Source organism: Desulfosporosinus sp. FKA (assembly GCF_002196785.1).
Taxonomy (GTDB): Bacteria; Bacillota; Desulfitobacteriia; order Desulfitobacteriales; family Desulfitobacteriaceae; genus Desulfosporosinus; species Desulfosporosinus acididurans.
The window spans coordinates 1-23,533 of sequence record NZ_NAHZ01000009.1; the positions used below are offsets into that span (position 1 = coordinate 1).

A 23,533-nucleotide genomic window follows, 5' to 3' on the forward strand; every position below is an offset into this window, starting at 1 on the left:
TACTACTCTTCCTATAGCCGCTGATATAATCCCACTAATTGCTCCTAATACGATACGGTCTTGTATTTTGAACATGATACACACCTCCTTTATTAGGTTTTCCGTTATTTTAGTTAACATGCAAGTTTCGTTTTAGATTAATAGCCATGATTTGTCAATGCCAATAAGCGACCATCAGCTTATAAAGTGCTGAGGTCGCTTTTTGGGTTATTGCTGCAAAGTCTTTTCTAATTCTTCGAAGCCGCGATTCATGATTTGCTCAGTTGCGGTGTTTTGGATCTGTTGTTTTTCATCTTCTGAAACATAACCCGAAAGAAATACTTTGAAACTACATCAGAGAGTCTCAAAAGAGTTGACACAGCTTCAAGCATATCTGCAAAAATATTGATTTTATCATAATGAACATTAGACAAATTGGATTCATTCAATTAGGATAATGGACTTATATTGCACTTCGTATAGGTGACACCAAAGTAGTGACACGTCAAGCTAAATACTTATCCCTTCTTGTAGACCTGGTAGGCAAGACATTAAAGGATTGAATCGCAAGAAAAGTACATCAATCTCTTCATAGAGTGGAATGATTATTCTGGCAAATGCACAATTTATCATCACTGTGTCCAAGTTTGGGCTCAGTAAGCTATTTTTATTCTGGCCGAGGATTGTGGGTGAGTAAGTAAAAACTGCGTCGATTTCAAAATGTCTGATTCACGTCCGAAAAATGTCCGTTGCTGCCCGTTCATTCCTTTCAACCTGGAGATTTTCTAATGAGGATATAATGTTAATTCGATTATAAAAAATTAAGAATGGCTCAGCGGTGTATAGACTGCTGAGCCAACTTCTTTATCCCTTTGTTTGTTCTTTTTTCTGTTGTTCTTTTTTCCGCCTAAAGTTTCTTTGGGCTTGGAGTGCAGCACAACTGGGATCATGGTAAATTTTTCGTGTGTCGTTGGCATAGACTTCAAAGTACTTCGGACAGGTCGGGTTCGCACATTTTCTGAGGATTTTTCCTCCCTGTAAATCAAGGCTAAACATCGTATACATTGCCGCCAAAAGGGTTGGGATACTCCAACGTTGCAAATAGCGTTCGGCGGAAACATCATAGATTAGCAGTTGGTGCACTCCTTGAAGTTCAAGATTGATCTCTTGAACAATTGTCCTATGTGAATCAAGTTTAATAACATCCCATTTCCTTTCCAGATCGGTCGTTTCAAGGTTATTTTGGTCAATAGCTTTGGAAATAATGATGGTTTTCTTTCCTTTATAGAGTTCCCGCAGATTATTCAAAGCATCTCTGGAATGCAGTGGTTTTTTCTCCGTTATGGCTTGCTGAAGGTTTAAGATTATGCGCATTCGAGAGATTTGGAATCGAATCTCATCAATCGTCTCTTCAATGACAATGTCATCATCGATCATCACTTCGCGCAAGGAGCTTTCCTGGAGGCCTAGAAAACCATAGTTGCTGATAAAATCTTTAATTTCCTCATCGGACTCAAGTGCGGCAAAACGCATGTAAAGATTTTCTTCGCGGTCTCTTCCGTAAACGTCAAATGGTGAATACCATTGCCAAGAATGCCAGGGATCGAAAATAGAACGGATTTTATTTCCCTCAATAATTACAGGCCTTTTCGCCCACTGTGTTTCCTTAATGTTCTCTGAAGACATAAAGAAGCCTCCTTAAATAAACAATATGAAACGTTATATATTCATATTACATTAATAATGATAATATTATTATAACAGCTTTCGCTTTGTGAAGCAACTGCCACTCCAGCCTATAGGGCGGAATATTGGAGAGGTCAGTAATTGAAAAGGAGGGTTCAAACATGGACCAGAATTACAAGCGGAAACGTAAAGAAAAACGTTTACGCCAAAGGTTATCCGAGCTTCAAATGGCAAAAAAGGCGTTGAATTCCCCCAGCACAACGTATCAGCTTAATAACTACTGGACAATACTTGCGGAACTAGAAGTTATTGATGAACAAATCAAAGATATCGAACGAAAATTACTCATTCGGAGGGATTAACATGATTAAAGAAAAAGCCAATATGAAACTTCGTTTAGCCCTTAAGGGAAAGAATATCCCTTACTGGCAAATGGCCAAGAAACTCGGTGTGAGCGAGCAAACTTTCGTCCGCTGGATGCGGGAACCTCTGCCTGCCAAGACGGAACAAAAAATAGCATGTTTAATAGAAGACTGGAAATGATAAGCCGATTCCTTGTTAGGACGGCTCTTTTTTTCATAAAAAAAATAACCCGGCAATAATGCCGAGATCAATAGATCCGTTTGAAATTCATCTCTCTTATTTTACCACAAACTAACGACAAATTCACGAGGTGATATAACTTAATGACACCGTATGAGGATCACGCAACACAGTTTCTGACAACACTATACGGTCATTTTCAAGACGATCAGTTCCTTTATCTTTGGACTTTACCCGATCGAATGACGTGGTGTTTTTCAAAGAGTGACCTAAAAACCATGATGGCTGCCGCCAGAGCTCTCCAAGATGAACGAGACGTCTATTTTGGAGTTGGTGCCTCAAAGAAAGAGATACCCCAAAACAAACGTCCCAAAGCGAAAGAAATATCGGCTATCCCCGGAGCTTGGATAGAGATCGATCTAGCAGCGCTGGGTGCTCATGCGAAACAGAACCTTCCGAAGACCCTTGAGGAAGCCTTGAGCATTATACCCAACGATCTACGGCCCACCTTGATTGTACTATCCGGCAATGGACTTCATCTCTATTGGCTCTTTAAACAACCTTGGTATTTATTAACCCCGAAGGAAAATAGAAGAGCGGCCCTGTTATTGCTGCGATTACAGGCCTTTATTAAACAGTTGGCTGATGTGCAAGGTTGGCATATCGATTCAACGGCTGACCTGAATCGTCTTCTCAGGGTACCAGGTACCCTTAATCATAAGCGGGGGCAAAAAAAGCCGGTCTATATTCATACCTTCAATCCCGACATCCGATATGATCCGGAAGATCTGGAAAGTCTTATTCCGGAAATTGATCTCAAGCATAATCTTCAATCGCAGCACACCTTTACACGGCTTCCTACAGATGCTAGTGCTGATTTGATGATCGCAAATTGTAAGTTTCTGCAGTATTGCTCTGAAGAGGCACCTAACATCAGTTATGGCGAGTGGATGGCAGGGCTGACGAACGTCGTGAGGGGTGTCGATGGCCTAGAGAAATGTCATGAACTATCCAGCCTAGACGGGGAACGGTATTCGCCCGATGAGACGGTTCAAACTCGAAGAAGCTCTCAAATTAAATCCTCACACCTGCGACTATGTTAAAAACGTTCTTGGCTTTCATTGTCCGGAACCGGGCTGCGGTGTTAAAGCACCCTGTAGTTTCAGCTTGGGAAAAGTTGATCAGGCCCGAGCCAACATCAATATGTTAGAAACTCCAACGGCTGAAACTATTTTTAATGATAAAATGCTCTCAAATCTTGCGGTCGTCAAACAAAACGATACGGCCCTCTATGCCCGAACAAAGGACAAGCTAAAGGGGGTCGTGAATCTTAGGGACTTGGAAAATGCCGTCAAACAATCGATCCAAAAAACACTTGATTTAGAGTTTACCAAACCATCATCAGAAGAATTAAGCGATTTACCGATATCCGGAGTGAACTATCCAGCCAATTTTAGAGTCACTGATGATGGTATTCACTATGTTCACGTAGCCAATAACGGTCCACAACTCATTCGGGCCTGCGGGTGCCCAACGGTGGTTAAATCCCGCTTGTTTAACCAGGATACGGATACTGAAAGTTTGGAGATTACCTTCAAATATCAGGGAACGTGGCGGGACATTGTGGTGCCACGCTCACTGGCTGTGGATAGCAAAAAGGTGATCGTCTTAGCCGATCGAGGGATGGCCGTAAGTTCTGAAGGTGCTAAACTCCTGTCAAAGTACTTTGATGATTTCCTTCATGACAACCCCGATCTGCCTGTCAAAAAGGCGGTTGCTCGTTTTGGTTGGCGAGGAAAGGATTTCATTTTTCCCGGATTGTGCCCGGATGTTGAAATTGACATTGATGACTTGGGCAGCAAGCACGCTTTGAAAGGGTTCAACACCGCCGGGAGCTTAAATGAGTGGTGTGAACTGGCTAAAAAAGTTCGTAACTATTCGCTCAATGCCCGGTTTATTCTTGCCGCAGGGTTCTCAACACCTCTTCTTAAACTTCTCTCCCAAAGGAACTTCATCATTCACAACCACGGGAATTCACAAGACGGCAAGACAGCGACGCTATGGCTGGCGATGTCCATATGGGGCGATCCGAATGCTATCATCAGTAGTTTCGATAATACCACAACATCTCTGGAACGACGGGCCAGTTTGTTTTCAGATCTCCCGCTGGGTATCAATGAACGTGAGGTTCTTAGCCAATTCAAAAAACAGGATATTTCCTCTGTGCTGTATATGCTTGGTGAAGGAAAAGGCCGTGGTCGGGGCAGCAAGGTTGGATTGCAGGAGTTAAACACTTGGCGAACCGTAGTACTCACGACAGGGGAGGGTCCACTTTCCAATGCTAGTTCCATGGATGGCTTAATGACGAGAACCATTGAACTGGAGGGAGGACCCTTAGCAGGGAATAAGGACTTAGCCCGAGAGTTGTATTCAGCCTTGCCCAATTGCCATGGTCATGCAGGAGTAGCCTTCCTGCAAAGACTCATGGCGGCTGAACAAAATGAATGGATCGATTTTTACCGCCAAGCACAACAATGGCTGAGAGAGAATTTTACAGATCGAATTGACAGCCATCTGGATGCCTTAGCATGTGTTATGACCGCTGATTATTTGTCAAATAGGTGGGTGTTCGGGCAAGAAATGGATATCGCTCGAACAGAAGCCTATGCCATGGCAAAAGGAATTGCTGAAAAACTAATCAAAAAGCAAGAGGCCAGCGAGTCTGAACGGGCTTGGCTGGAATTTATGGATTGGGTGGGTGAACATCATGAACAACTCAGTGGAGTTTTTACAAACCTTAAGATTGGTCTACGAGAGGGCGAAAACATTTATATCATACGTCGAGTGGTCAACGAGTTTTTAGCCCAATACTCTTCAGCCCAGAAAATTATTCAAGCTTGGGCCGACACAGAGAAAATCAAAAGCTGGGACGATACGGGTAAGAAACGGTTCGATATTCAAAAAAGGATAGGGGGTGCCAAGGTTAGATGTATTGTATTCAAAGCGGAAATGGACGATTTTGACGATGATTTCTTGGTAGTGGGGACGTAGTGGGGACACAGTGGGGACAGTCCAAGAGACCTGCAAGCACTGATACGACTGGGCTTTTAAGAGGTGTCCCCGCTGTACCCACTGTACCCACTAGTTTTCCTTGTAAAAGGTTTGTTAACAATATTTCCTGTTTTTGAAGGTAAATTATTAATATAAAAAATATAGTGATACTATTTATTTTTGAGTGGGGACACCCTCAAAAACGCCTCGGATCCTTATGTGGCAAGGGATCTAGCTGTCCCCACTAATTTTACGGAGAGTGGGGACAGTGTCTTGCAGGCTATTTTTTAAATCGTATATTCACTAATTTCAATGGGAGGAAAAAAACAATAATGGAAGCAACAAAAAAGATGAATGAAGCGTTAGAATTTTTGGGCAAACCTTATACGACCAAGGAGATAGACTGGGAGATTTGTATTTACCTCGATATGAAAAATGGTTATGATATTGAAGTTTCTGGCATTAATCACCCTAAAAAGGGCTGCTATTGTAATTATGTATGCGTTTGGGATGTACGAAATGTTAACAATCAAAGTACTCAGTCCGTTGAATATGTACGCGACATTAAGAATCTGCTAGAGCTGAAGACGACCCTTGGCAAACTTTGTGAGAATTATGGCCGTAAAGACTTGCTCAAGCCTCAAGGCGTCATGTTGGTCAAGGATCAAGAATTACTTGAACCGATTCACAATGAGTATGAGCAGCTGTCTGCGGAAATGAAAGAACGTTTGGATTGCTGGATTAATGACTATATTCAACCAGCGTATACGATTAATCACTGGCAAAGCAGTTACACTCTAAAACATCGGGCGGAGAACGTATTAGATCATTATATATCCAATGATCAATTAAAAATGGCGATGTTGTATGCTGGGTATAAACCGACAGACCCTAAAGAACTAAATTGGCACTTTAAAATCCGTAACCTGAAAAAGCATAAGCCTCATTCATAAACCTATTATTCGAAGTGTTATGAGTGCGACGGATTGACTAAATAGTGGCTCTCGGCCTAAAAACCTGAGGGCCCTTTCTATTAAGGAGGTGTCAATAAACTATGGCAAAATCTAAGTGGCCCCAGGTAAAAGAGCAGTTACAGTTTGTTGAAGGTTGGGCCAAATTAGGCTTAACCGAGGAACAGATAGCCCATAATTTGGGGATTGGCCGAAGTACTCTGGGTGAGTTTAAAAATAAATACCCGGAACTTCAATCGGCACTGAAGAAGGGACGAACAGTTGCCGTGGCTGAATTGGAGAATACGCTTTACAAAAGAGCCCTCGGGTATGATTATGAAATCTCGCGGACGTCTCTTAGAATGATTGACGGTAAAGAAGCAAAATTCGTCCAAAAAATACGAAAGCATATGCCCGCCGATGTTGGTGCGATCATAATCCTACTCAAAAATAAAGACCGGGGCAACTGGTGTGATAATCCTGCCAAACAGGTATTGGATCGGGAAATCTTTGAATTTCGGAAGAGAATGGAACTTGCTAGGCTCTATGGTGATGAAATGAAATAAGCTGACAGAGATAGATCTAGGGGCGGACATCTGCCCCTTTTTCTGGCTTAAGGAACAACACCAGTAATTTGACTTGCGGGGAATACAGAGCGTTAATGGACACACCTGAAAAGGAAAAACAGGAAAGGTCGTGTTCATATTATGGAAAGCGAGATTAGAAAATATAAAGTCCGGCACCACGGAGGCCGGGAGCTGATTGTTTCTGCGAAAAATGGGACCGAGGCAAAACGTAAAGCCTGTCGGTTTTGGGGATATCGCCCCAACGACTGGTGGATGGGGATTACGGCTTGCTCCGCAAAACTTATCCCATTTGGAAAGGTGGGATAATCCATGATCAACGGAACGTTTATCTATTCCATGAGGGTAAGTGGTATAGAACGAAAAAAGGTCGCTAACGGTATTGCCGGAGTTCTTGGTATGGAAATAGAGTATATGGGTGCACCAACGTTTTGTTATCGTGTGGGTGAATGGGTTATTGACAAGGAAGGTCTCGTTATCTCACCTGAAGTTGCCTTAATGGAAAGCGATTCCTTTTGTTTTATCCTCGATAACTTAAAAACCGCTGGAGCCATAACAGAGGGGGATGCAGTCGTAACCCTTTCGATGAATGAGCATAACGGCAACACCCTTCGAAATCTTGTGAATCTTCTTTGGTGCAAACAATCCCTCATCCAAAAATCCCTAGCTAGAGTGACAAACATCATTCCGGAAAGTCTTATCACCGCAATCAATTCAGTACCAATGGATACCTTGGAAGAATTTTCTAAGGTTGTCAATGATGGTATTGATAACGGCCTGATTACAGGTGAATGCGAAATAGATTTTAATATGGCCGAGAAGACATTGAGTTTTAGCTTTTTTAACGCCAGTTTGGATATTGATGAGATATTGGCATTTGCAGTTTTTTGCCAACGGCTAAGCAAGCAGGCAATTCAACAAAAGTTTACTTCTATTAAAATAAAGGAAGCGGTGAACGAAAAATATGCTATGCGCTGTTTCTTGCTGAAGTTGGGGTTGATAGGGGAGGCTTATAAATCAGCTCGTAAGATTTTATTGGAAAGACTCAATGGAGACTCAAGCTATCGTACGATTGAAGCCAAACGAGCAGCAGAAGCTAAGCGTAAGAGAATTGCAAGTGAGAATTGAGAAACTACAATTGAGAAGGAGTCATTAGATTATTGTTTAAGTGTATCAAGGAACTTCTGGGGAGTTCCTTTTTGCTGGCCAGATAGGCCAAATTCAACCCCCCCCGCCATGCTTTTTAAGAGGCTTGCCTGCTGCCGTGTTGCATACCCGCAGAGAACTCCGGCCGAAATTTTGAGTTAAAAATGGCCAAAATTTCAATGAATTTTTGAAAAGGGGCTAAAACCCGATATAATTTCAAAAAAGTTAAAAGGAATCAGTATTCAAGACTATAGAATTAGTGGTTATAAATCCACTATCCTGGACATTTTGGAGTCCTAAAAAAGGAAATAATTATTCTGTCTCGGTGGGTTTCATGAAACATCAATGCCAATCTGGTTAATCCAAGAGTTAGCCAAAAGTGGTGAAGACCCCATACCTCAGGAAAAAAAGACTAATGCAATCATACCACCCACCTAATTCTAATCGATTGTGGGGCAAATATGGGTTTCATAAATTTTACCATTTAAGGAGGAAAGGTCAATGACTTATCCAATCACAGTCAATCTTATCCCTGGTCTACCCAAAGAGCCATACAATGACGGCGGTGGTAATTATGTTGGTGTTATTGGTCACGCAACTGCCAATAATGGAGACTCCGCTGATGGTGAGCGAAACTATGAGGTAACTACTTGGCAGAACGCGTTCGTTCACGCCTTTGTAGATGACCGGAAAATCCTCCAAGTCGCTGACTTCAACTATCTCTGTTATGGTGCTGGGCATTCTGCAAACCATTTAGGGTATGTCCAAGTAGAATTGTGCCAAACTACTGATCCGGTTAAGTTCCAAGCTGCTTACGAGAAGTATGTTTGGTTGCTGGCAAAGCTCCTATATAATAGGAAGCTTTCTGTTGTGGATGGGATAACTTTGATGTCTCATGCTCAAGTTTCAGCTAAGTGGCATGAGACAACACACCAAGACCCAATAGAATATCTGGCCAGCCACGGAAAAACATGGGCTGATTTGGTCGCTGATGTAACGACTCAATATAACTTGCTGGAGGAGGAAGATAGCGTGCTAAACGTTGCAGTTTTGTTATTCACCAAGGATGATTACTGGGCCGGGGCTGATGTTGCTGCTAAAAATGGTAACTGTGCCTTATTTATAAGACCAGCTAGCCTGTCTGTTCCGGCTGAGGCCAAAAGTTCCAAACAATTGATTGTTGTTGGGGGACCAAGCACCGGGCATCCGAACGAAGTCCTGTTATCTGGTAAAGACAAATATGCGACCGCTGCTGCGGTTGCTAAGTATTTGGGACAATAAAATAAGGGGTAATTTTAGTGTTAAATTTTATTCTGACATCAAACGTTCTCGTTACGCTTGAGACAGTTCTGGGTTTAATATTAGCTGATTTCATTTTTGGAGTGTTGCTTTCGCTTAGAAACAGTAGTTTTAGTTTCAGTAAACTGCCCCAATTTGTTGAAACGAGTTTGGTTCCTTATATTGGCGGTCTTTTGGTGTTAGCTGTCTTTTCCAATGTGAACGCTGAACTTGGGACGTTATTTTTTACTATTGCCGCCACAATTAGTGCGAAGTTCTTGGCTGATATTGTGACCAAAGCAGGGCAACTGTTTAATGGACTGCAAATTCAGAGTCCGGTGACTGTGGCTAAACCAGATAGCAAAGTCGGAACTGATTCTGTAAAACAAGAAACCACAGCTAATAGTACTTCATCGGAGGTTACACAATAGTAATTTAGACAGATTAATCCCCGGCGACTATGTGTCGTCGGGGGTTCGGTTTAAGAACGTTGTTACACTTCAAAAATCTTTCTCATTGTTTGGATTTGATTCACTTTTTTCTTTTTCATTCCTTGGATGATATAAGTATTCTTCACTCGGATTTAAATTACTCAAAAAGTTTAAGACTTTGGAGAATGAGGTTTTAAAGGACATAATATCACCTCTCAAAATAAGTTTTCTATAATATTACCAAATTAGAGAAACTTAAACGGATTCATCTGATTGTTTGCAAGCAACCCTCATCAATTTTTTGTCGGTGAGGGTTGATATAATTTTATGTAAGAAATGATTGAAATTCAAACGCACGATGGGTATAATAGGAACATAGGTTCGATTAGTGACCAAATATATGTACTAAGAGGCGATAAAAATGAGAGATGTCTGTGCCGAGTGTAATAGGAAATCCTATTGTACGGAACCCTGTGAAGAATGGTTAATTGCCCATGATCAATGCCCTGTGTGCCACAACAAACTCATACATATCGGGGGATGTACAGAGTGTATTACTGGTGATTGGGCGAAGTGTGGCTGAGATGAAAGTCATTATGGCTCCTATAGAAATGATTGCATGGTTCGATATCCCCGGTACACCGCGTCCGATACGCTTTCGACATGATGGCAATGTGGTTAAGGTTGAGATGATTAAAAGAATATCTGAAGAGAAACTTGCTGGAAATCGTACGAAAATTTATGAGTGCCAAAGCGAGATTCATGGGCAAATGAGAGTTTTTGAACTCAAATATGAGCTGAATACCTGTAAGTGGTTCTTGTGGAAGATATAATGGACCTAAGATTTGATGTTCGATAAGTGGGAGTTTAGCGAAACACTTGGCAATGACATTGAATACTTCTGTATCAATAGCTACTATTTTTTAGTTTAAAACACCATTCTATATTAAATTAAGAATTTGGTTTTTCGAATAGATATCGCTTAATCAGATAGCCTCTAACAAGACCCGCAATTGCTGCAGCTGATGCTTGTGAATAGTTTCCAGCTGCATTTTGAATCATATATTCATTTCTCATAAAGGTTCCGAAAACAATAAAAAGTATAGCCTCAGCAAACATGCTAATAAAAACTGCTTTAATTAAGTAATGATCGATTCCGACGAATTTAGGGGTGTAATACAAGAATAGTCCTAATATTGCGCTGTATCCTATGTGAGATAAAACTCCTAGTGCAAGGCTACCTTCCCTTATAAACATCATGCTTGTTGCCTTTGGAGCAGATATTGTAGTGAAACGAAAGAAAATCATTATTTCAGAGAATATTCCCGCAGGTATAGCACCGATTATTGATAGGATCATAGCAATCAAAGGTTTGTCAAATTTTACTCCCACCACATTAACTCCTTCATCGTTTTTGCTATTATCATTTCTCCTCAAGTATTTTCTATACACAAATTGAAAATAGTTCGGTTAAAGACTAGAGTAAGAATAACTATTAAATTACCTTCGCTAAAGACCCATTTAACAAAACTCTTATTAAATATTGACTTGCAATAGACACCATACAAGAGCTATCATGTCCTACACCGGATAACCATCGGGCGTAGGATATTTTTTTACTCCCAATATGTTCCCACAAGCCTTGCTAATGAAGGAGATGAGCCACATAAAAAAGATACGCACCATTGAGAAAGCGCCAGTCTTCAACAAACCCCTAAATAAACTCAGAGTTTGCGCCTACGTGCGCGTTTCAACCAACCAAGCCGAGCAGCAGGAAAGCTTTTCAGCCCAAGTCCAGCATTACACTTCCTATATAAATAACAATCCAGAATGGACCTTTGCAGGCATTTATAGTGACCAAGGTATATCCGGCAAGAACGCAGCAAAACGACCAGAGTTTATGAGGATGGTTCAGGATGCTGAGAATAAGAAGTTTGATCTTATTATAACGAAATCAATAAGCCGTTTTGCACGCAACGTTCAAGATTGTTTGGAAACTGTCCGTAAACTTAAACTTCTTGGGACTGCTGTCCGGTTCGAAAAAGAGGCGATAGATACCCTAACAACCGAAAGTGAACTGTTACTTTCCATCCTAAGCTCAGTCGCAGAGGAAGAACTGGCCTCCATATCCCAAAACATGCATTGGAGTAACCAACGGCGTTTCAAGAAAGGTAAGTTTTCAGTCAACACGAAACGTTTCCTCGGCTACGATAAAGACCGAGAGGGAGATCTAATAATAAACGAGGATCAAGCCGCCATTGTCAGGAGAATCTTTAAAAATTATCTTTCCGGTCTGGGTGCTTCCCGAATAGCTAAGGGACTTGAAGCTGATGAAATTAATAATATCTCCGGGAGGGTTAAATGGGCCGAATCAAGCATCCGCGATATTTTGAAAAATGAGAAGTATGCCGGAGACGCACGCCTGCAAAAAACCATAACAACGGCCCTATATAATAGGAAGAGAAATTCTGGCGAAGCCCCAATGTACTATGTGAAAGATAGTCACCCAGCTATTATTAGCCGAGAGGATTTTGAGAAAGTCCAGGAATTGATGAAGGCACGGGCCAAATCAAAAGGCAATATTGAGGGTAATCGAGAGAAATACACAAATCGATATGCCATAACTGGAACCATTGTTTGCGGCCACTGTGGAAACAAATTTAAAAGGCATATAGACAATTGCGGAACAGTTGCCGAGTCAGTTTGCTGGATTTGCAACACTTATGGTAAAAATTCTTGTGGAGTTGGGAGAATTAAAGAAGAGACTTTTAAGGGATTGTTTGTTAGGGTGTTTAACCGGATTTATGATGACCGAGCCAAGTTGCTAGGGGATTATAAAGCAAGGTTGGAAAAGGAAAAGTTAACAGAGTTAGATAATGAGCGCATCGCGAAGTTAGATGAGAAAATTGAGACACTCATCCGACAAGAACGGGCGCTCTTTTTGATTGAAGAAAAGGGTTATGCGGACCACAATCTAGTTAAATCTGAACACGAAAAACTGGTTAAAACGTTAACCCAACTTCAAGCAGAACGATCCGATTGGATGGCTGAAATCAAAAAGCGAGACACTCGATTGGAAAGAACTCTGGAGATTGAAGCAATACTTGAGGCACAGGGCGGCAATCTCACAGAGTTTAACGATGACTTGTACAGTAAACTAGTCGAAAAAATCGTAGTCAAAGAACGAACCAAGTTAATATTCCAGTTAAGAAATGGCCTTGCTTTCGAGGAAACGTACACCTTGAAGCGAGGTCATGATATTTTCTAAGGGGGTTTTATATATGGCAACAGTAACAGTGATTCCAGCAAAACCGATGCAAGAGTTAAAAGGTTTAGAGGCTACGGCAAAACTCAGAGTTTGCGCTTATGCAAGGGTTTCCACGGATAATGAGGAGCAAATTTCCAGTTATCAGGCGCAGGTCGAACATTATACTGCTTACATCAAGAACAATCTAGCTTGGGAATTCGTTGAAATTTTCTCTGACGAAGGAATCAGTGGCACGAATACTAAGAAACGAGAGGGTTTCAATCGCATGATAGATGAGTGTATGGCAGGTAAGATTGATATGGTGATTACCAAATCCATCAGTCGATTCGCTCGGAATACTCTCGACACTTTGAAATATGTACGGCAACTTAAGGAGAAAGGTGTGGCCATTTTTTTTGAAAAGGAAAATGTCAATACGCTCGATAGTAAAGGGGAATTTTTAATAACCTTACTTGGAAGTCTAGCTCAAGAAGAAAGTTCGAACTTGTCACAGATCACTAAGATGGGAATAAGTTACAGGTTTCAAGAGGGTAAGGTATTAGTTAACCACAATAAATTCCTCGGCTATACCAAGGATGATCAGGGTCAGTTAGTTATTGTGCCGGAAGAAGCTGAAGTGGTACGCCGGATATATCGAGAGTTTTTGAATGGTAAAAGCCCTTATAAAATTGCTGCAGATTTACAAAGGGATGGGATAATCACAGGGTCAGGTGGTTCGCGTTGGTATGATAGTACTGTGATTGGTATCCTTAAAAACGAAAAATATCAAGGCGATGCTCTACTTCAAAAAACCTATACGGTTGACTTTTTAAGTAAAAAGCGTGTAAATAACAATGGCCATGCTGCCCAATATTATGTTGAAGAGAGCCATCCGGCGATCATTTCCAAAGAAGAATTCGCTGCAGCGCAAGCAGAATTTCAAAGACGTTCAAATATGCGCGGGTACTCAAGAACAGGGAAAAGTGCTTATACCAGTGAGTATGCCTTTTCAGGGAAACTTTATTGCCAAAAGTGTGGCTCTAAGTTTAGAAGATCAGCCTGGGGCACGGGGAAAAATAAAAAGTACGTTTGGATATGCATAAACCATCAGATAAACGGAAACTCTGCATGTGATCAAAAGTCGGTCAAGGAGAAAGATTTGGAGAAGGCGTTTGTTAGAGCGATGAACTGGGTTATTAATAGAAAAGAAATCTATTTGGAAGAACTTTCAAGAGACATGTACCACGGTCTTGAGCCGATAGCTGAAGAATATACAATGGAAGAGCTTTACGCCCGCCTGGAGAACTTGCAAGAGAAAATGAAGGGATTGGTAAAGCGGAGTATAAAGGCTGGAAATGTTGATGAGAATGGACATTCAGTTCTTGGCGCAGAAATAGAAAAAGTGCAAAACAGGATGAAAAAGCTTAAAGAACAAATAACTGAACGGTCAATGCGGCAAAAAAGGGTGGAAGAGTTCAGGGAATTTCTAGTGTTGCAGGAGGGTGGAATTGATAGGTTCGACGATGTATTATTTCGGAGGTTCGTTGATAGTGTGGAAGTGCAATCTATGGTTGAGGTAGCGTTTTTGTTTAAGGTTGGCGTTGAAGTGAGGGAGGTCCTTGGATAAATGAAAATACAGATCGAGTTATAGTAATTTTGATTAGCTTGCTTATTGGATATTAGTGTTATAACAGATGAATAAATACTCATTAATCAAGTTAAATATTGAATAGTCCTTTTCTAATAGGAGTACGGTTAAATTTAATTGTATTCCTATAAAAAAATGCTTGACCTGGTGTTAACTCCAGATGATAGACTATGACACGTAGTCAATCTCTGTTTGACGTAACACCCCAGTTTCCCACTAGATAGGAAAAATAAATATAAGGTGAAAATGACTATGAGAATAATTGCTCGACCTGGTGTTAAATTCAGGTGATATGGTTGTAAAAACGAGGAGGTAGTCTCATATGACAATTACAGAAGTTAGTGAAAAATTCGATCTTACGCAGGATACACTTCGCTATTATGAACGCATCGGATTGATTCCTCATGTTAATCGAAACAAAAGCGGAATCAGAGATTATACGGAAGAAGATTGCAGGTGGGTCGAATTTATCAAATGTATGAGAAATGCCGGCCTTCCGATAGAAGCATTAATTGAGTATGTTGCGCTGTTTCAACAGGGAGATGAAACGATTGGGACCAGAAAGGAACTTTTAACTGAACAGCGTAAGCAGCTAATTCGACGAATGGAGGATATGCAGAAAACACTGGAACGCTTGAATTACAAAATCGAGAGCTATGAACAGTCAGTGGTTAAAAAGGAAAAAGAGCTAAAAAGAGCGGAGGATTAGTTTAATGGCTAAAAAAGTATTGGTGCTTTCTGCCAGTCCGAGAAAAGGTGGAAATTCTGATCTGCTATGTGACCAGTTTATACTCGGTGCAAATGAAGCAGGACATCAGACAGAAAAGATTTTCTTGCGAGATAAAAAGATTGGTTACTGTACCGGCTGCGAGTCATGCTATGCCAGCCATAAGTGTATTCAGAATGATGACATGGCGGAAATTTTAGACAAAATGATTGACGCTGAAGTGATTGTGATGGCCACACCGGTTTACTTCTATACAATGAACGCTCAGATGAAAACTTTGATTGATAGAACGGTCCCTAAATATCAAGAAATTACTGGGAAGGAGTTCTATTTCATTGTAGCGGCCGCAGACAACAGTAAGCAGGCCATGGAACGGACGATTGATGGTTTTCGCGGGTTTACATTCTGTCTGAACGACGCTCAAGAAAAGGGTGTTATCTTCGGCATCGGAGCATGGCACAAGGGGGACATTAAGGGCAGCGAAGCTATGAAGCAGGCCTTTGAGATGGGAAAGAATGTATAAAATTCAAAACACAACGGAGGTAAATATGAAAGTATTATTAGTGAATGGAAGTCCCCATGAAAAAGGGTGTACCTTTACTGCCTTGGAAGAAGTGGCTAAGACGTTAAATGTAGAAGGGATTGAAACTGAAATTTTTCAGATCGGAACTAAGCCAATATCTGGATGTATTGCTTGTAAAACATGCGGGAAAACGGGGCATTGCGTATTTTCTGACAGAGTCAATGAGTTTCTCGCTATTGCGGGAGACGCCGACGGGTTTGTATTCGGTTCACCAGTACATTACGCCTCTGCAGGTGGTGCAATTACTTCATTTTTGGACCGTGCTTTTTATACTGATTTGCAATCTGGGAAACAAATTTTTTGCCTGAAACCGGCAGCTGCTGTTGTTTCAGCCAGAAGGGCTGGGACGACCGCGACATTTGACCAGCTCAATAAATATTTCACTCTATCAGAAATGCCTGTAGTGTCATCAAGGTATTGGAACATGGTACATGGGCATACACCAGAGGATGTCAAAAAAGATTTAGAAGGCTTACAGATCATGCGCATATTAGGAAGGAATATGGCCTGGTTCTTAAAATGCAAAGAGGCGGGCATTAAAGCAGGTGTTCCGTTCCCCGAACGTGAAGAAAGGATCGCCACTAACTTTATTCGTTAATACACACTCCCTTATGAAATCCATTCGTTGAATTGTTAGAAAAGTAAGAGAGGGGAAGTGCGTTGTATGTCAATCACTGAAAAGGCAAATAAATATCACGAAAAAATGTTTCCCAGTTATGTGTCCAAATTTCTGGAGACCGACCCTGAATTCATTGAACGCTTCGACAACTTCGCTTTCGACGAGGTGGTAAACAACGACGATCTGGATGACCGTACCCGGATGATGGCGATTCTAGCAACGCTTATGGGCTGCCAGGGAATTGACGAATACCAGACTATGCTGCCCGCAGCGCTGAATTTTGGTGTTACTCCCGTCGAAGCAAAAGAAATTGTCTATCAGGCAGTAGCCTACCTGGGAATTGGAAGGGTATTTCCTTTCCTGCACGCAACGAACGATGTGCTGACGGCGCGCGGTGTGGAGCTGCCGTTACCGGGCCAAGCCACTACGACGGCAGAGAACCGTCTCGAAGCAGGGGTACAGGCCCAAGTGGACATCTTTGGCGAAGGTATGAAGGAATTTTGGAAGTCCGGTCCGGAAGAAAGCCGACATATCAATCATTGGCTGGCTGATAACTGTTTTGGCGACTATTACACACGCGGCGGCTTGAATTATCAGCAACGTGAAATGATTACCTTCTGTTTCCTCGCAGCGCAGGGTGGCTGTGAGCCGCAGCTTGTCAGCCATGCCGCCGCCAATATGAGGATTGGCAATAATAAGGCATTTCTCATCAAGGTTATTTCTCAATGTTTGCCGTATATCGGCTATCCCCGAAGCTTAAATGCACTAAGGTGTGTCAATGACGCCTGTAAATAAAGGAGGATCTTGCAATGAACAACGAAAGAAATGAGCTATTTAAGACGGGCGCTCCGCTGCCCGAAAGGTTTTCTAAATACTTTATCGGTCAGGCATATTTACAGCCGCTGACCGACAAGGGCGGCCCTATTGCTAATGTGACCTTCGAGCCGGGCTGCCGTAATAACTGGCATATTCACCATAAAGGCGGACAGATTTTGCTCTGCACTGAGGGGCGAGGCTGGTATCAGGCATGGGGAGAAGAACCACAAGAACTGCATCCCGGCGACGTGGTTAACATCCCACCCGAGATCAAGCACTGGCACGGTGCGGCTAAAAAAAGCTGGTTTGCCCATCTTGCTGTCGAAGTTCCGGCAGAGGGAGCTTCCAACGAATGGCTCGAAGCTGTATCTGATGAAGAATACAACAAACTTTAATGACTGATAAGAGAAACCTTTATTATCTTAGAAGAGTGCATTTAAAGGAGAATAAGTCGAATGAAAGAGGTTATGATTTGGACCGGTGCCGGTCAGATTGGTATGGCTATTGCCCGAAGAATGGGATTTGGTAAAAAGATTGTTGTTGGCGATAAGAAGCTGGAGAATGCGCAAACTATTGCTAAAATTATGATCGATGCGGGATTTGACGTGGTTCCGATGGAGATGGATCTCTCATCCAGAGATTCCATTCGAAGCTTGATTGCGGAAGCACAGAAATATGGTGAAATCTCCATGTTAGTTAATGCTGCTGGTGTTTCCCCTAGCCAGGCACCGATTGAAGCGATTTTGAAGGTGGATTTGTACGGCACTGCTGTTCTGCTGGAGGAAGTAGGGAGGGTTATTAAAGACGGTGGTACTGGTGTAACGATTTCCAGCCAGTCCGGTCATAGGATGCCTGCACTTAGTGCGGAAATTGATGAACAACTGGCTTGCACTCCGACGGAAGATCTTCTGAAACTGGAAGTGCTTCAGGCGGAGAATATCAAAGATACTTTGCATGCCTATCAGATGGCGAAACGCTGTAACGAAAAGAGGGTTATGGCGGAATCTATAAAATGGGGTGCCAGAGGTGCGCGAATCAATTCTATCTCTCCGGGAATCATTGTTACCCCGCTGGCCATAGATGAGTTTAACGGCCCCAGAGGTGATTTCTACAAGAATATGTTTGCCAAATGCCCGGCAGGCCGTCCGGGAACAGCGGATGAGGTAGCTAATGTGGCAGAACTGCTGATGAGTTCCCAGGGAGCATTTATCACTGGTGCGGACTTCTTAATTGATGGCGGTGCAACAGCCTCCTATTTCTATGGTCCCTTAAAGCCACAGGCATAAACAGACAAGGTGAATAAGGAATTTCATTAGTTATCATTAAGAGATTGCTTTATAACGCACTTAAAAAGATAAAAAGGAGAAAAAACATGAGTAACAATTTTATTTATCATGCGCCAACAAAAGTTTACTTTGGTGAGAATCAGCTTGAAAATCTGGGGAATGAATTAAAACAATATGGTAATAGGGTTCTCATGACTTACGGCGGAGGTTCCATTAAAAAGATTGGTTTGTACGATAAGATCATGGCTGAACTGAATAAAGTCGGACTTGAAGTCTATGAATTCGGCGGGATTGAACCCAATCCGCGTCATACTTCTGTCAATCAGGGGGCTACGATCTGTAAAGAGAAAAAGATCGATGTTTTATTGGCTGTCGGTGGTGGTTCTACGATTGATGCAACAAAGGTTATGGGAGCTGCGGCTTTTTACGATGGTGACTGCTGGGACCTTGTAACCCATAAAGCACTGGTTACAGCCTGCCTGCCTATAGTGACCGTGCTAACCATTGCGGCAACCGGTTCGGAAATGGACTTTGGCGGTGTAATTACCAACCTTGAAACCAACGATAAGCTGGGACTTCTACATCCGCTCATGCTTCCAAAGGTATCTTTTTTAGACCCAACCAACACTTATTCTGTTAGTCCTTTTCAGACAGCCTGTGGCGGTGTTGACATTTTATCGCATATCTTTGATACAGCTTATTTTAGCACCCAGGATAGCATGTATATGGTAGATTCTTTCATGGAAGTCTTGATTAAGACAGTTATAAAATACACACCTATTGCAATTAAAGAACCCAATAATTATGAAGCAAGGGCTAACCTGATGTGGGCTTCTTCTTGGGCACTGAATGGCTTTATTGGCGCTGGAAAACAGCAGGCTCCAAGTTGCCATGTGATGGAACACGAGCTTTCCGCTTTCTATGACATCACGCATGGGTTAGGACTTGCAATTCTGACGCCTAGATGGATGGAGTATGTTCTTGACGAGACCACCGCACCAAAGTTCTATCAGTTTGGTGTCAATGTGTTTGGCATTGACAAGGATCTTCCTGCAATGGAAGTTGGTAAAAAGGCAATTGAAATGCTGTCCGATTTCTTCTTTAATACCCTAGGTTTAAAGAGTACCTTGACAGAAATCGGCATTGATGATTCCAAGTTTGAAATAATGGCAAAGAAATCCTGTGGAAACGGAATGATGCCTGGCTATAAGCCGCTGAACCAGCAGGACGTTGAAAATATCTTTAATATGTGTCTGTAATCCGGAAACGGTAAAGAAAAAACATTGGCATGGTGCGTCAGCAGACAGCTGGTTGGTTCATCTTGCCGTTGAAGCAGACGTATCGGCAGGTCCTGCGGAATGGTTGGAGCCTGTTACGGATGAAGAATATAACAAATTGAAATAACATCAGAGAAAAGGCTGAATGACTCGCAGGGTGACCTGTCATTCAGCCTTTCTTTAATATTCGGGAATGCAGATAGGAGAAGAAAAAGCTATGAAAAAAAGAATCTTAGGAAAAGGCTTGGAGGTGTCAGCAATCGGGCTTGGCTGCATGGGACTGAGTCATGCCTATGGTGCACCAACAGAAAAGAATGAAGCTACCCGCTTGATTCATGAGGCAGCAGATATGGGTTATACCTTTTTTGATACTGCGGAAATTTACGGTACACAGGACAATCCACACGATAATGAAATCCTTGTTGGTGAGGCCTTGAAGCCGTATCGGGATAAAGTGGTCATTGCCACGAAATTTGGAATTAAGTTTGATACGACCAGCAAGCAGGTACCCTATCCTATCGTCCCGGATTCCACGCCTGACCGAATCCGTACATCAGTGGAAGGTTCCCTGAAACGGCTGCAGACAGACTGTATTGATTTGTATTATCAGCACCGTATTGATCCGAAGGTGCCTGTCGAAGAAGTAGCCGGGGTGATGACTGATTTGATAAAAGAAGGCAAAATTAAGCATTGGGGAGTATCGGAGGCAAACGAGGAGTATATCAAAAAGGCCTATGCGGTCTGCCCCATCACAGCGGTCGAAAATCGTTATTCAATGATGGCTCGCCACTATGAGCCACTGTTTCCCGTCTTAGAAGAACTTGGCATTGGCTTTGTCGCATTTTCGCCGATGGCAAACGGATTCTTGACCGGAAAATATGGTAAAGGAATGACGTTTGACAAGCGTTATGATTACCGTGCAGCAATGCCGCAGTTTACCGAAGAGGCGATTGATAAGAATCAGGCACTACTCGGATTGCTCCATCAGATGGCTGGTGAGAAAAATGCGTCACCTGCGCAGATTTCTATGGCATGGATGATGTGCAAGAAGCCTTGGATTGTTCCGATTCCCGGCACAAGAAAGAGTGAACGCCTGAATGAAAATGCAGGTGCAGCGGATGTAGAGCTTTCAATAGAGGAAGTGGCAAAGCTGGACAAGGCTCTGGATGAAATGGAAATGTCTGAGGTCTTTGGCGGAACAAAAATCAAAAAATAGGAGGATTACGCAGTGAGTAAAATTTTGATTGTTTATTACTCTCGCAAGGGAGAAAACTACTGGAACGGCAGTATCCGTAACCTGCAAAAAGGCAATACAGAAATCGTGGCAGAAATGATTCAGGAGGCAGTAGGTGGAGAACTGTATGAAATCAACACGGTTAAGACCTATGCATCCAATTACTATGAGTGCATCGAGGATGCCAAACAGGAGCTTCGCAGCAATGCACGTCCTGAATTAAAAGAGTACCCAAGCAGCATAGAAGCCTATGATACTATCTTCGTTGGATACCCGAACTGGTGGGGAACCATGCCGATGGCGATGTTTACCTTTTTGGAGCATTATGACCTGTCCGGCAAGAAAGTCATTCCGTTCTGCACCAACGAGGGCAGCGGTATGGGCAGTAGTGAACGCGACCTAAAAAAGGTTTGCGCGGGAGCAACGATTGAAAGAGGACTTTCTATCCACGGTGCAGAGGCAGCCCAGTCCGGCAGTATGGTATCTGCATGGGCTAAAAAGATGGTGTAGCCTATGGGAAGAAAATTCAAACTGACGATTGACGGAACCATATATCATGCAAATATGGTGGAGAATCCGCTGGTAGAAAAAATGGCAGCAATGTGTCCCTTTGAGGCAGATTACCAGAGATATACCGAGCATGAATATTATACCCGCCTTCCGCAGAAGGCAAATCACAAAGGTTGTGAGCTGACGCAGATGGCCTATCGGAATCAGATTTTCTACTTTCAGGGATGGAATGCTTTCACGATTCTGTTCGGTGACTGCAATACGGCACCATTCGATGTCGTGCATTTGGGTGATCTGGTAGAAGATGTAATTCCACAACTTAAGGATGCAGGTGCCACGGTACGGGTGCTTTGCGAAATAGATGATTAGGAGGACAAAAACATGGAGTATGTAGTGTTAAATAATGGTGTGAAAATGCCGAAATTAGGTTATGGTGTATATCAGGTTACACCGGTAGAGTGTGAGCGTTGTGTTCTGGATGCCATCAGTGTAGGCTATCGTTCCATCGATACGGCACAGGCTTACGGAAATGAAGAGGGTGTCGGCAATGCCATCGAGAAATGCGGAGTGCCTCGTGAGGAACTCTTCATCACAACAAAGGTATGGATTTCCAATGGCGGCTATGAAAAGGCTAAAGCATCTATCGAGGAATCCTTGAGAAAGCTGAAAACTGAATATATTGACTTGCTTCTCATCCATCAACCGTTCAATGATTATTACGGAACCTATCGTGCGATGGAGGAAGCCTACAAGGAGGGTAAACTCCGTGCCATCGGTGTTTCCAACTTTTATCCTGACAGACTGATTGACCTGTGCCATTTCGTTGAGATTATCCCGGCAGTGAATCAGGTGGAAACTCATGTATTTCAGCAGCAGGCAGAAGCCCGTGAAATCATGAAGAAGTATGAAGTACAACATGAATCTTGGGGGCCGTTTGCTGAAGGCCGTAAGGATTTCTTTAACAACCCTGTTCTGAATGAAATCGGTGCGAAGTATCGCACATCGGCAGCACAGGTTGCGCTACGCTTCCTGCTTCAGAGTGATGTAGTCGTGATTCCGAAGTCCACCCACAAGGAGCGTATGCTTGAGAACATCAATGTATTTGACTTCGAGCTGACCGAAGATGACATGAAAGCTATCCGTGCTTTGGACGAGAAAGAGAGCGCATTCTTCTCACATTATGACGCTGCAACTGTGGAGATGCTGACTGGACTGGTTAGATAAATTATAAGAAGAGGATACCTTATCTCATAGCAATTAAGCAAAAAATCTAAGAGGGTAAAAACTAATTTGTCAAGTATTTTCTAAACCGACATTCTTCAGTCTCACTGTGTTTTCCATGGAGACACTTTACGACTTTGCTCAGCCACAGCGCACGTTGAGACCGTGGTTCGATTAAGAAAACAGACACTCTAAACCAGCCTGTGGTGCGGGTTGTAGGTTTGTGAATATTCAGAATTAAATCAAAAACAGGCGCAATGTTTTCTGGCTACGTGCATGGGAACATGTCGCCTGTTTTATTTTACATAATGAAGTAGTGTATGAATATAAACCCGGAAAAATGTACTACAGTGTCAGGGGGGCTTTGAGACTGTGACAAATTAGAAAACAGTAATCTCCAGATTGTTCCATATTAGTGGAGAGTCTGGCGAGTTTTTGTTTTTCAGGAGAGAAAGATAATTTTCTACCTAAGCTTAGAAGGAATGCCTGGAAAAATGTAGAATTATTGGAGAGAATTATTTGTTGCTTGCTAACTTTTAGTATACAAAACTGAGCGAGATTGCGGATTAAATGTCTATAATGCGGATGTGTGAATATTTCATCTTTTGGGTGCGACTGGAGCGGAAAACAAGTGCAGTGGCAGCGGAGAAATAGTGCGGTCAGCGCGGAAAGGCCGAGCGCCTTTGGCATAAAACAGTGCATTCGTATTGGTTGAAA

29 protein-coding genes are annotated in these 23,533 nt (G+C 42.4%); 26 read left to right on the forward strand and 3 right to left on the reverse strand.

Annotated elements, in window-relative coordinates; all coding sequences use genetic code 11:
* Positions 1–843: 843 nt before the first annotated feature.
* Positions 844–1,665: a hypothetical protein gene (locus tag B5771_RS00945; protein ID WP_088185863.1), complete on the reverse strand. Its 822-nt coding sequence runs from the start codon at positions 1,663–1,665 to the stop codon at positions 844–846.
* Positions 1,666–1,826: 161 nt separating this feature from the next.
* Between B5771_RS00945 and B5771_RS00950 the strand changes: the two genes are divergently transcribed.
* From B5771_RS00950 to B5771_RS00995, 12 genes are all read left to right on the forward strand, one after another.
* A complete protein-coding gene (locus B5771_RS00950) occupies positions 1,827–2,027 on the forward strand; it encodes a hypothetical protein (RefSeq protein WP_088185864.1) in 201 nt (66 codons plus the stop codon).
* Between the two features lies 1 nt (position 2,028).
* On the forward strand, positions 2,029–2,208 hold the full coding sequence (locus B5771_RS00955; RefSeq protein WP_088185865.1) for a hypothetical protein: 180 nt from the start codon (positions 2,029–2,031) through the stop codon (positions 2,206–2,208).
* 143 nt (positions 2,209–2,351) lie between these two features.
* Positions 2,352–3,311, forward strand: coding sequence for a hypothetical protein (locus B5771_RS00960; protein ID WP_088185866.1), 960 nt, complete (start codon positions 2,352–2,354; stop codon positions 3,309–3,311).
* Positions 3,250–5,259 carry a DUF927 domain-containing protein gene (locus B5771_RS00965; protein WP_088185867.1) on the forward strand — a complete coding sequence of 670 codons (2,010 nt, stop codon included), beginning with the start codon at positions 3,250–3,252 and terminating at the stop codon, positions 5,257–5,259. Before B5771_RS00960 ends, B5771_RS00965 begins: the two co-directional genes overlap by 62 nt.
* Positions 5,260–5,591: 332 nt before the next feature.
* The gene (locus B5771_RS00970) at positions 5,592–6,212 is read left to right on the forward strand and encodes a hypothetical protein (RefSeq protein ID WP_088185868.1); all 621 of its coding nucleotides are present in this window, start codon (positions 5,592–5,594) and stop codon (positions 6,210–6,212) included.
* A gap of 101 nt (positions 6,213–6,313) precedes the next feature.
* Positions 6,314–6,775: a transposase gene (locus B5771_RS00975; RefSeq protein WP_088185869.1), complete on the forward strand. Its 462-nt coding sequence runs from the start codon at positions 6,314–6,316 to the stop codon at positions 6,773–6,775.
* A gap of 141 nt (positions 6,776–6,916) precedes the next feature.
* Positions 6,917–7,102 (forward strand): hypothetical protein, encoded by a 186-nt coding sequence (locus B5771_RS23715; protein WP_140417665.1) that lies wholly within the window; start codon positions 6,917–6,919, stop codon positions 7,100–7,102.
* Positions 7,103–7,105: 3 nt separating this feature from the next.
* Entirely contained in the window at positions 7,106–7,921 is an 816-nt protein-coding gene (locus B5771_RS00980; protein WP_088185870.1) for a hypothetical protein, read from the forward strand.
* A 519-nt stretch (positions 7,922–8,440) separates the two neighbouring features.
* The gene (locus B5771_RS00985) at positions 8,441–9,220 is read left to right on the forward strand and encodes an N-acetylmuramoyl-L-alanine amidase (RefSeq protein WP_088185871.1); all 780 of its coding nucleotides are present in this window, start codon (positions 8,441–8,443) and stop codon (positions 9,218–9,220) included.
* Positions 9,221–9,237: 17 nt separating this feature from the next.
* Positions 9,238–9,648 (forward strand): hypothetical protein, encoded by a 411-nt coding sequence (locus B5771_RS00990; protein WP_088185872.1) that lies wholly within the window; start codon positions 9,238–9,240, stop codon positions 9,646–9,648.
* 421 nt (positions 9,649–10,069) lie between these two features.
* The gene (locus B5771_RS24035) at positions 10,070–10,231 is read left to right on the forward strand and encodes a hypothetical protein (RefSeq protein ID WP_172408114.1); all 162 of its coding nucleotides are present in this window, start codon (positions 10,070–10,072) and stop codon (positions 10,229–10,231) included.
* A 1-nt stretch (position 10,232) separates the two neighbouring features.
* Positions 10,233–10,481: a hypothetical protein gene (locus B5771_RS00995; RefSeq protein ID WP_088185873.1), complete on the forward strand. Its 249-nt coding sequence runs from the start codon at positions 10,233–10,235 to the stop codon at positions 10,479–10,481.
* A gap of 118 nt (positions 10,482–10,599) precedes the next feature.
* Here B5771_RS00995 and B5771_RS01000 read toward each other — a convergent pair whose 3' ends face one another.
* On the reverse strand, positions 10,600–11,040 hold the full coding sequence (locus tag B5771_RS01000) for a hypothetical protein (protein WP_242966688.1): 441 nt from the start codon (positions 11,038–11,040) through the stop codon (positions 10,600–10,602).
* 349 nt (positions 11,041–11,389) lie between these two features.
* On the opposite strand from B5771_RS01000, the gene B5771_RS01005 reads away from it, so the two are divergent.
* The 14 genes from B5771_RS01005 (at position 11,390) to B5771_RS01070 (ending at position 22,819) form a co-directional block, all read left to right on the forward strand.
* Positions 11,390–12,916: a recombinase family protein gene (locus B5771_RS01005; RefSeq protein ID WP_172408115.1), complete on the forward strand. Its 1,527-nt coding sequence runs from the start codon at positions 11,390–11,392 to the stop codon at positions 12,914–12,916.
* 13 nt (positions 12,917–12,929) lie between these two features.
* Positions 12,930–14,522, forward strand: coding sequence for a recombinase family protein (locus tag B5771_RS01010; protein WP_088185876.1), 1,593 nt, complete (start codon positions 12,930–12,932; stop codon positions 14,520–14,522).
* Between the two features lie 343 nt (positions 14,523–14,865).
* Complete coding sequence (locus B5771_RS01015; protein WP_088185877.1) at positions 14,866–15,252, forward strand: MerR family transcriptional regulator; 387 nt, start codon at positions 14,866–14,868, stop codon at positions 15,250–15,252.
* A 4-nt stretch (positions 15,253–15,256) separates the two neighbouring features.
* The gene (locus B5771_RS01020; RefSeq protein ID WP_047810161.1) at positions 15,257–15,793 is read left to right on the forward strand and encodes a flavodoxin family protein; all 537 of its coding nucleotides are present in this window, start codon (positions 15,257–15,259) and stop codon (positions 15,791–15,793) included.
* Between the two features lie 25 nt (positions 15,794–15,818).
* On the forward strand, positions 15,819–16,451 hold the full coding sequence (locus B5771_RS01025; protein ID WP_088185886.1) for a flavodoxin family protein: 633 nt from the start codon (positions 15,819–15,821) through the stop codon (positions 16,449–16,451).
* A 66-nt stretch (positions 16,452–16,517) separates the two neighbouring features.
* Positions 16,518–17,267, forward strand: coding sequence for a carboxymuconolactone decarboxylase family protein (locus B5771_RS01030; RefSeq protein WP_088185878.1), 750 nt, complete (start codon positions 16,518–16,520; stop codon positions 17,265–17,267).
* Positions 17,268–17,281: 14 nt separating this feature from the next.
* Positions 17,282–17,683 carry a cupin domain-containing protein gene (locus B5771_RS01035; RefSeq protein WP_088185879.1) on the forward strand — a complete coding sequence of 134 codons (402 nt, stop codon included), beginning with the start codon at positions 17,282–17,284 and terminating at the stop codon, positions 17,681–17,683.
* 60 nt (positions 17,684–17,743) lie between these two features.
* Positions 17,744–18,574: an SDR family oxidoreductase gene (locus B5771_RS01040; protein ID WP_088185880.1), complete on the forward strand. Its 831-nt coding sequence runs from the start codon at positions 17,744–17,746 to the stop codon at positions 18,572–18,574.
* Positions 18,575–18,660: 86 nt separating this feature from the next.
* Positions 18,661–19,833, forward strand: a complete 1,173-nt coding sequence (locus B5771_RS01045) for an iron-containing alcohol dehydrogenase (RefSeq protein WP_088185881.1) — start codon at positions 18,661–18,663, stop codon at positions 19,831–19,833.
* On the forward strand, positions 19,805–19,978 hold the full coding sequence (locus B5771_RS01050; RefSeq protein ID WP_348982923.1) for a hypothetical protein: 174 nt from the start codon (positions 19,805–19,807) through the stop codon (positions 19,976–19,978). Before B5771_RS01045 ends, B5771_RS01050 begins: the two co-directional genes overlap by 29 nt.
* Positions 19,979–20,068: 90 nt before the next feature.
* Positions 20,069–21,067 carry an aldo/keto reductase gene (locus tag B5771_RS01055; RefSeq protein WP_088185882.1) on the forward strand — a complete coding sequence of 333 codons (999 nt, stop codon included), beginning with the start codon at positions 20,069–20,071 and terminating at the stop codon, positions 21,065–21,067.
* Positions 21,068–21,079: 12 nt separating this feature from the next.
* Positions 21,080–21,595, forward strand: a complete 516-nt coding sequence (locus tag B5771_RS01060; RefSeq protein WP_088185883.1) for a flavodoxin — start codon at positions 21,080–21,082, stop codon at positions 21,593–21,595.
* Positions 21,596–21,598: 3 nt separating this feature from the next.
* Positions 21,599–21,964, forward strand: a complete 366-nt coding sequence (locus tag B5771_RS01065) for a cyclophilin-like fold protein (RefSeq protein ID WP_088185884.1) — start codon at positions 21,599–21,601, stop codon at positions 21,962–21,964.
* Positions 21,965–21,976: 12 nt separating this feature from the next.
* A complete protein-coding gene (locus B5771_RS01070; RefSeq protein ID WP_088185885.1) occupies positions 21,977–22,819 on the forward strand; it encodes an aldo/keto reductase in 843 nt (280 codons plus the stop codon).
* Between the two features lie 342 nt (positions 22,820–23,161).
* On the opposite strand, the gene B5771_RS24490 is transcribed toward B5771_RS01070, so the two are convergent.
* Positions 23,162–23,533: hypothetical protein (locus B5771_RS24490; RefSeq protein WP_207652665.1), on the reverse strand; the 372-nt coding region annotated here is incomplete at its 5' end.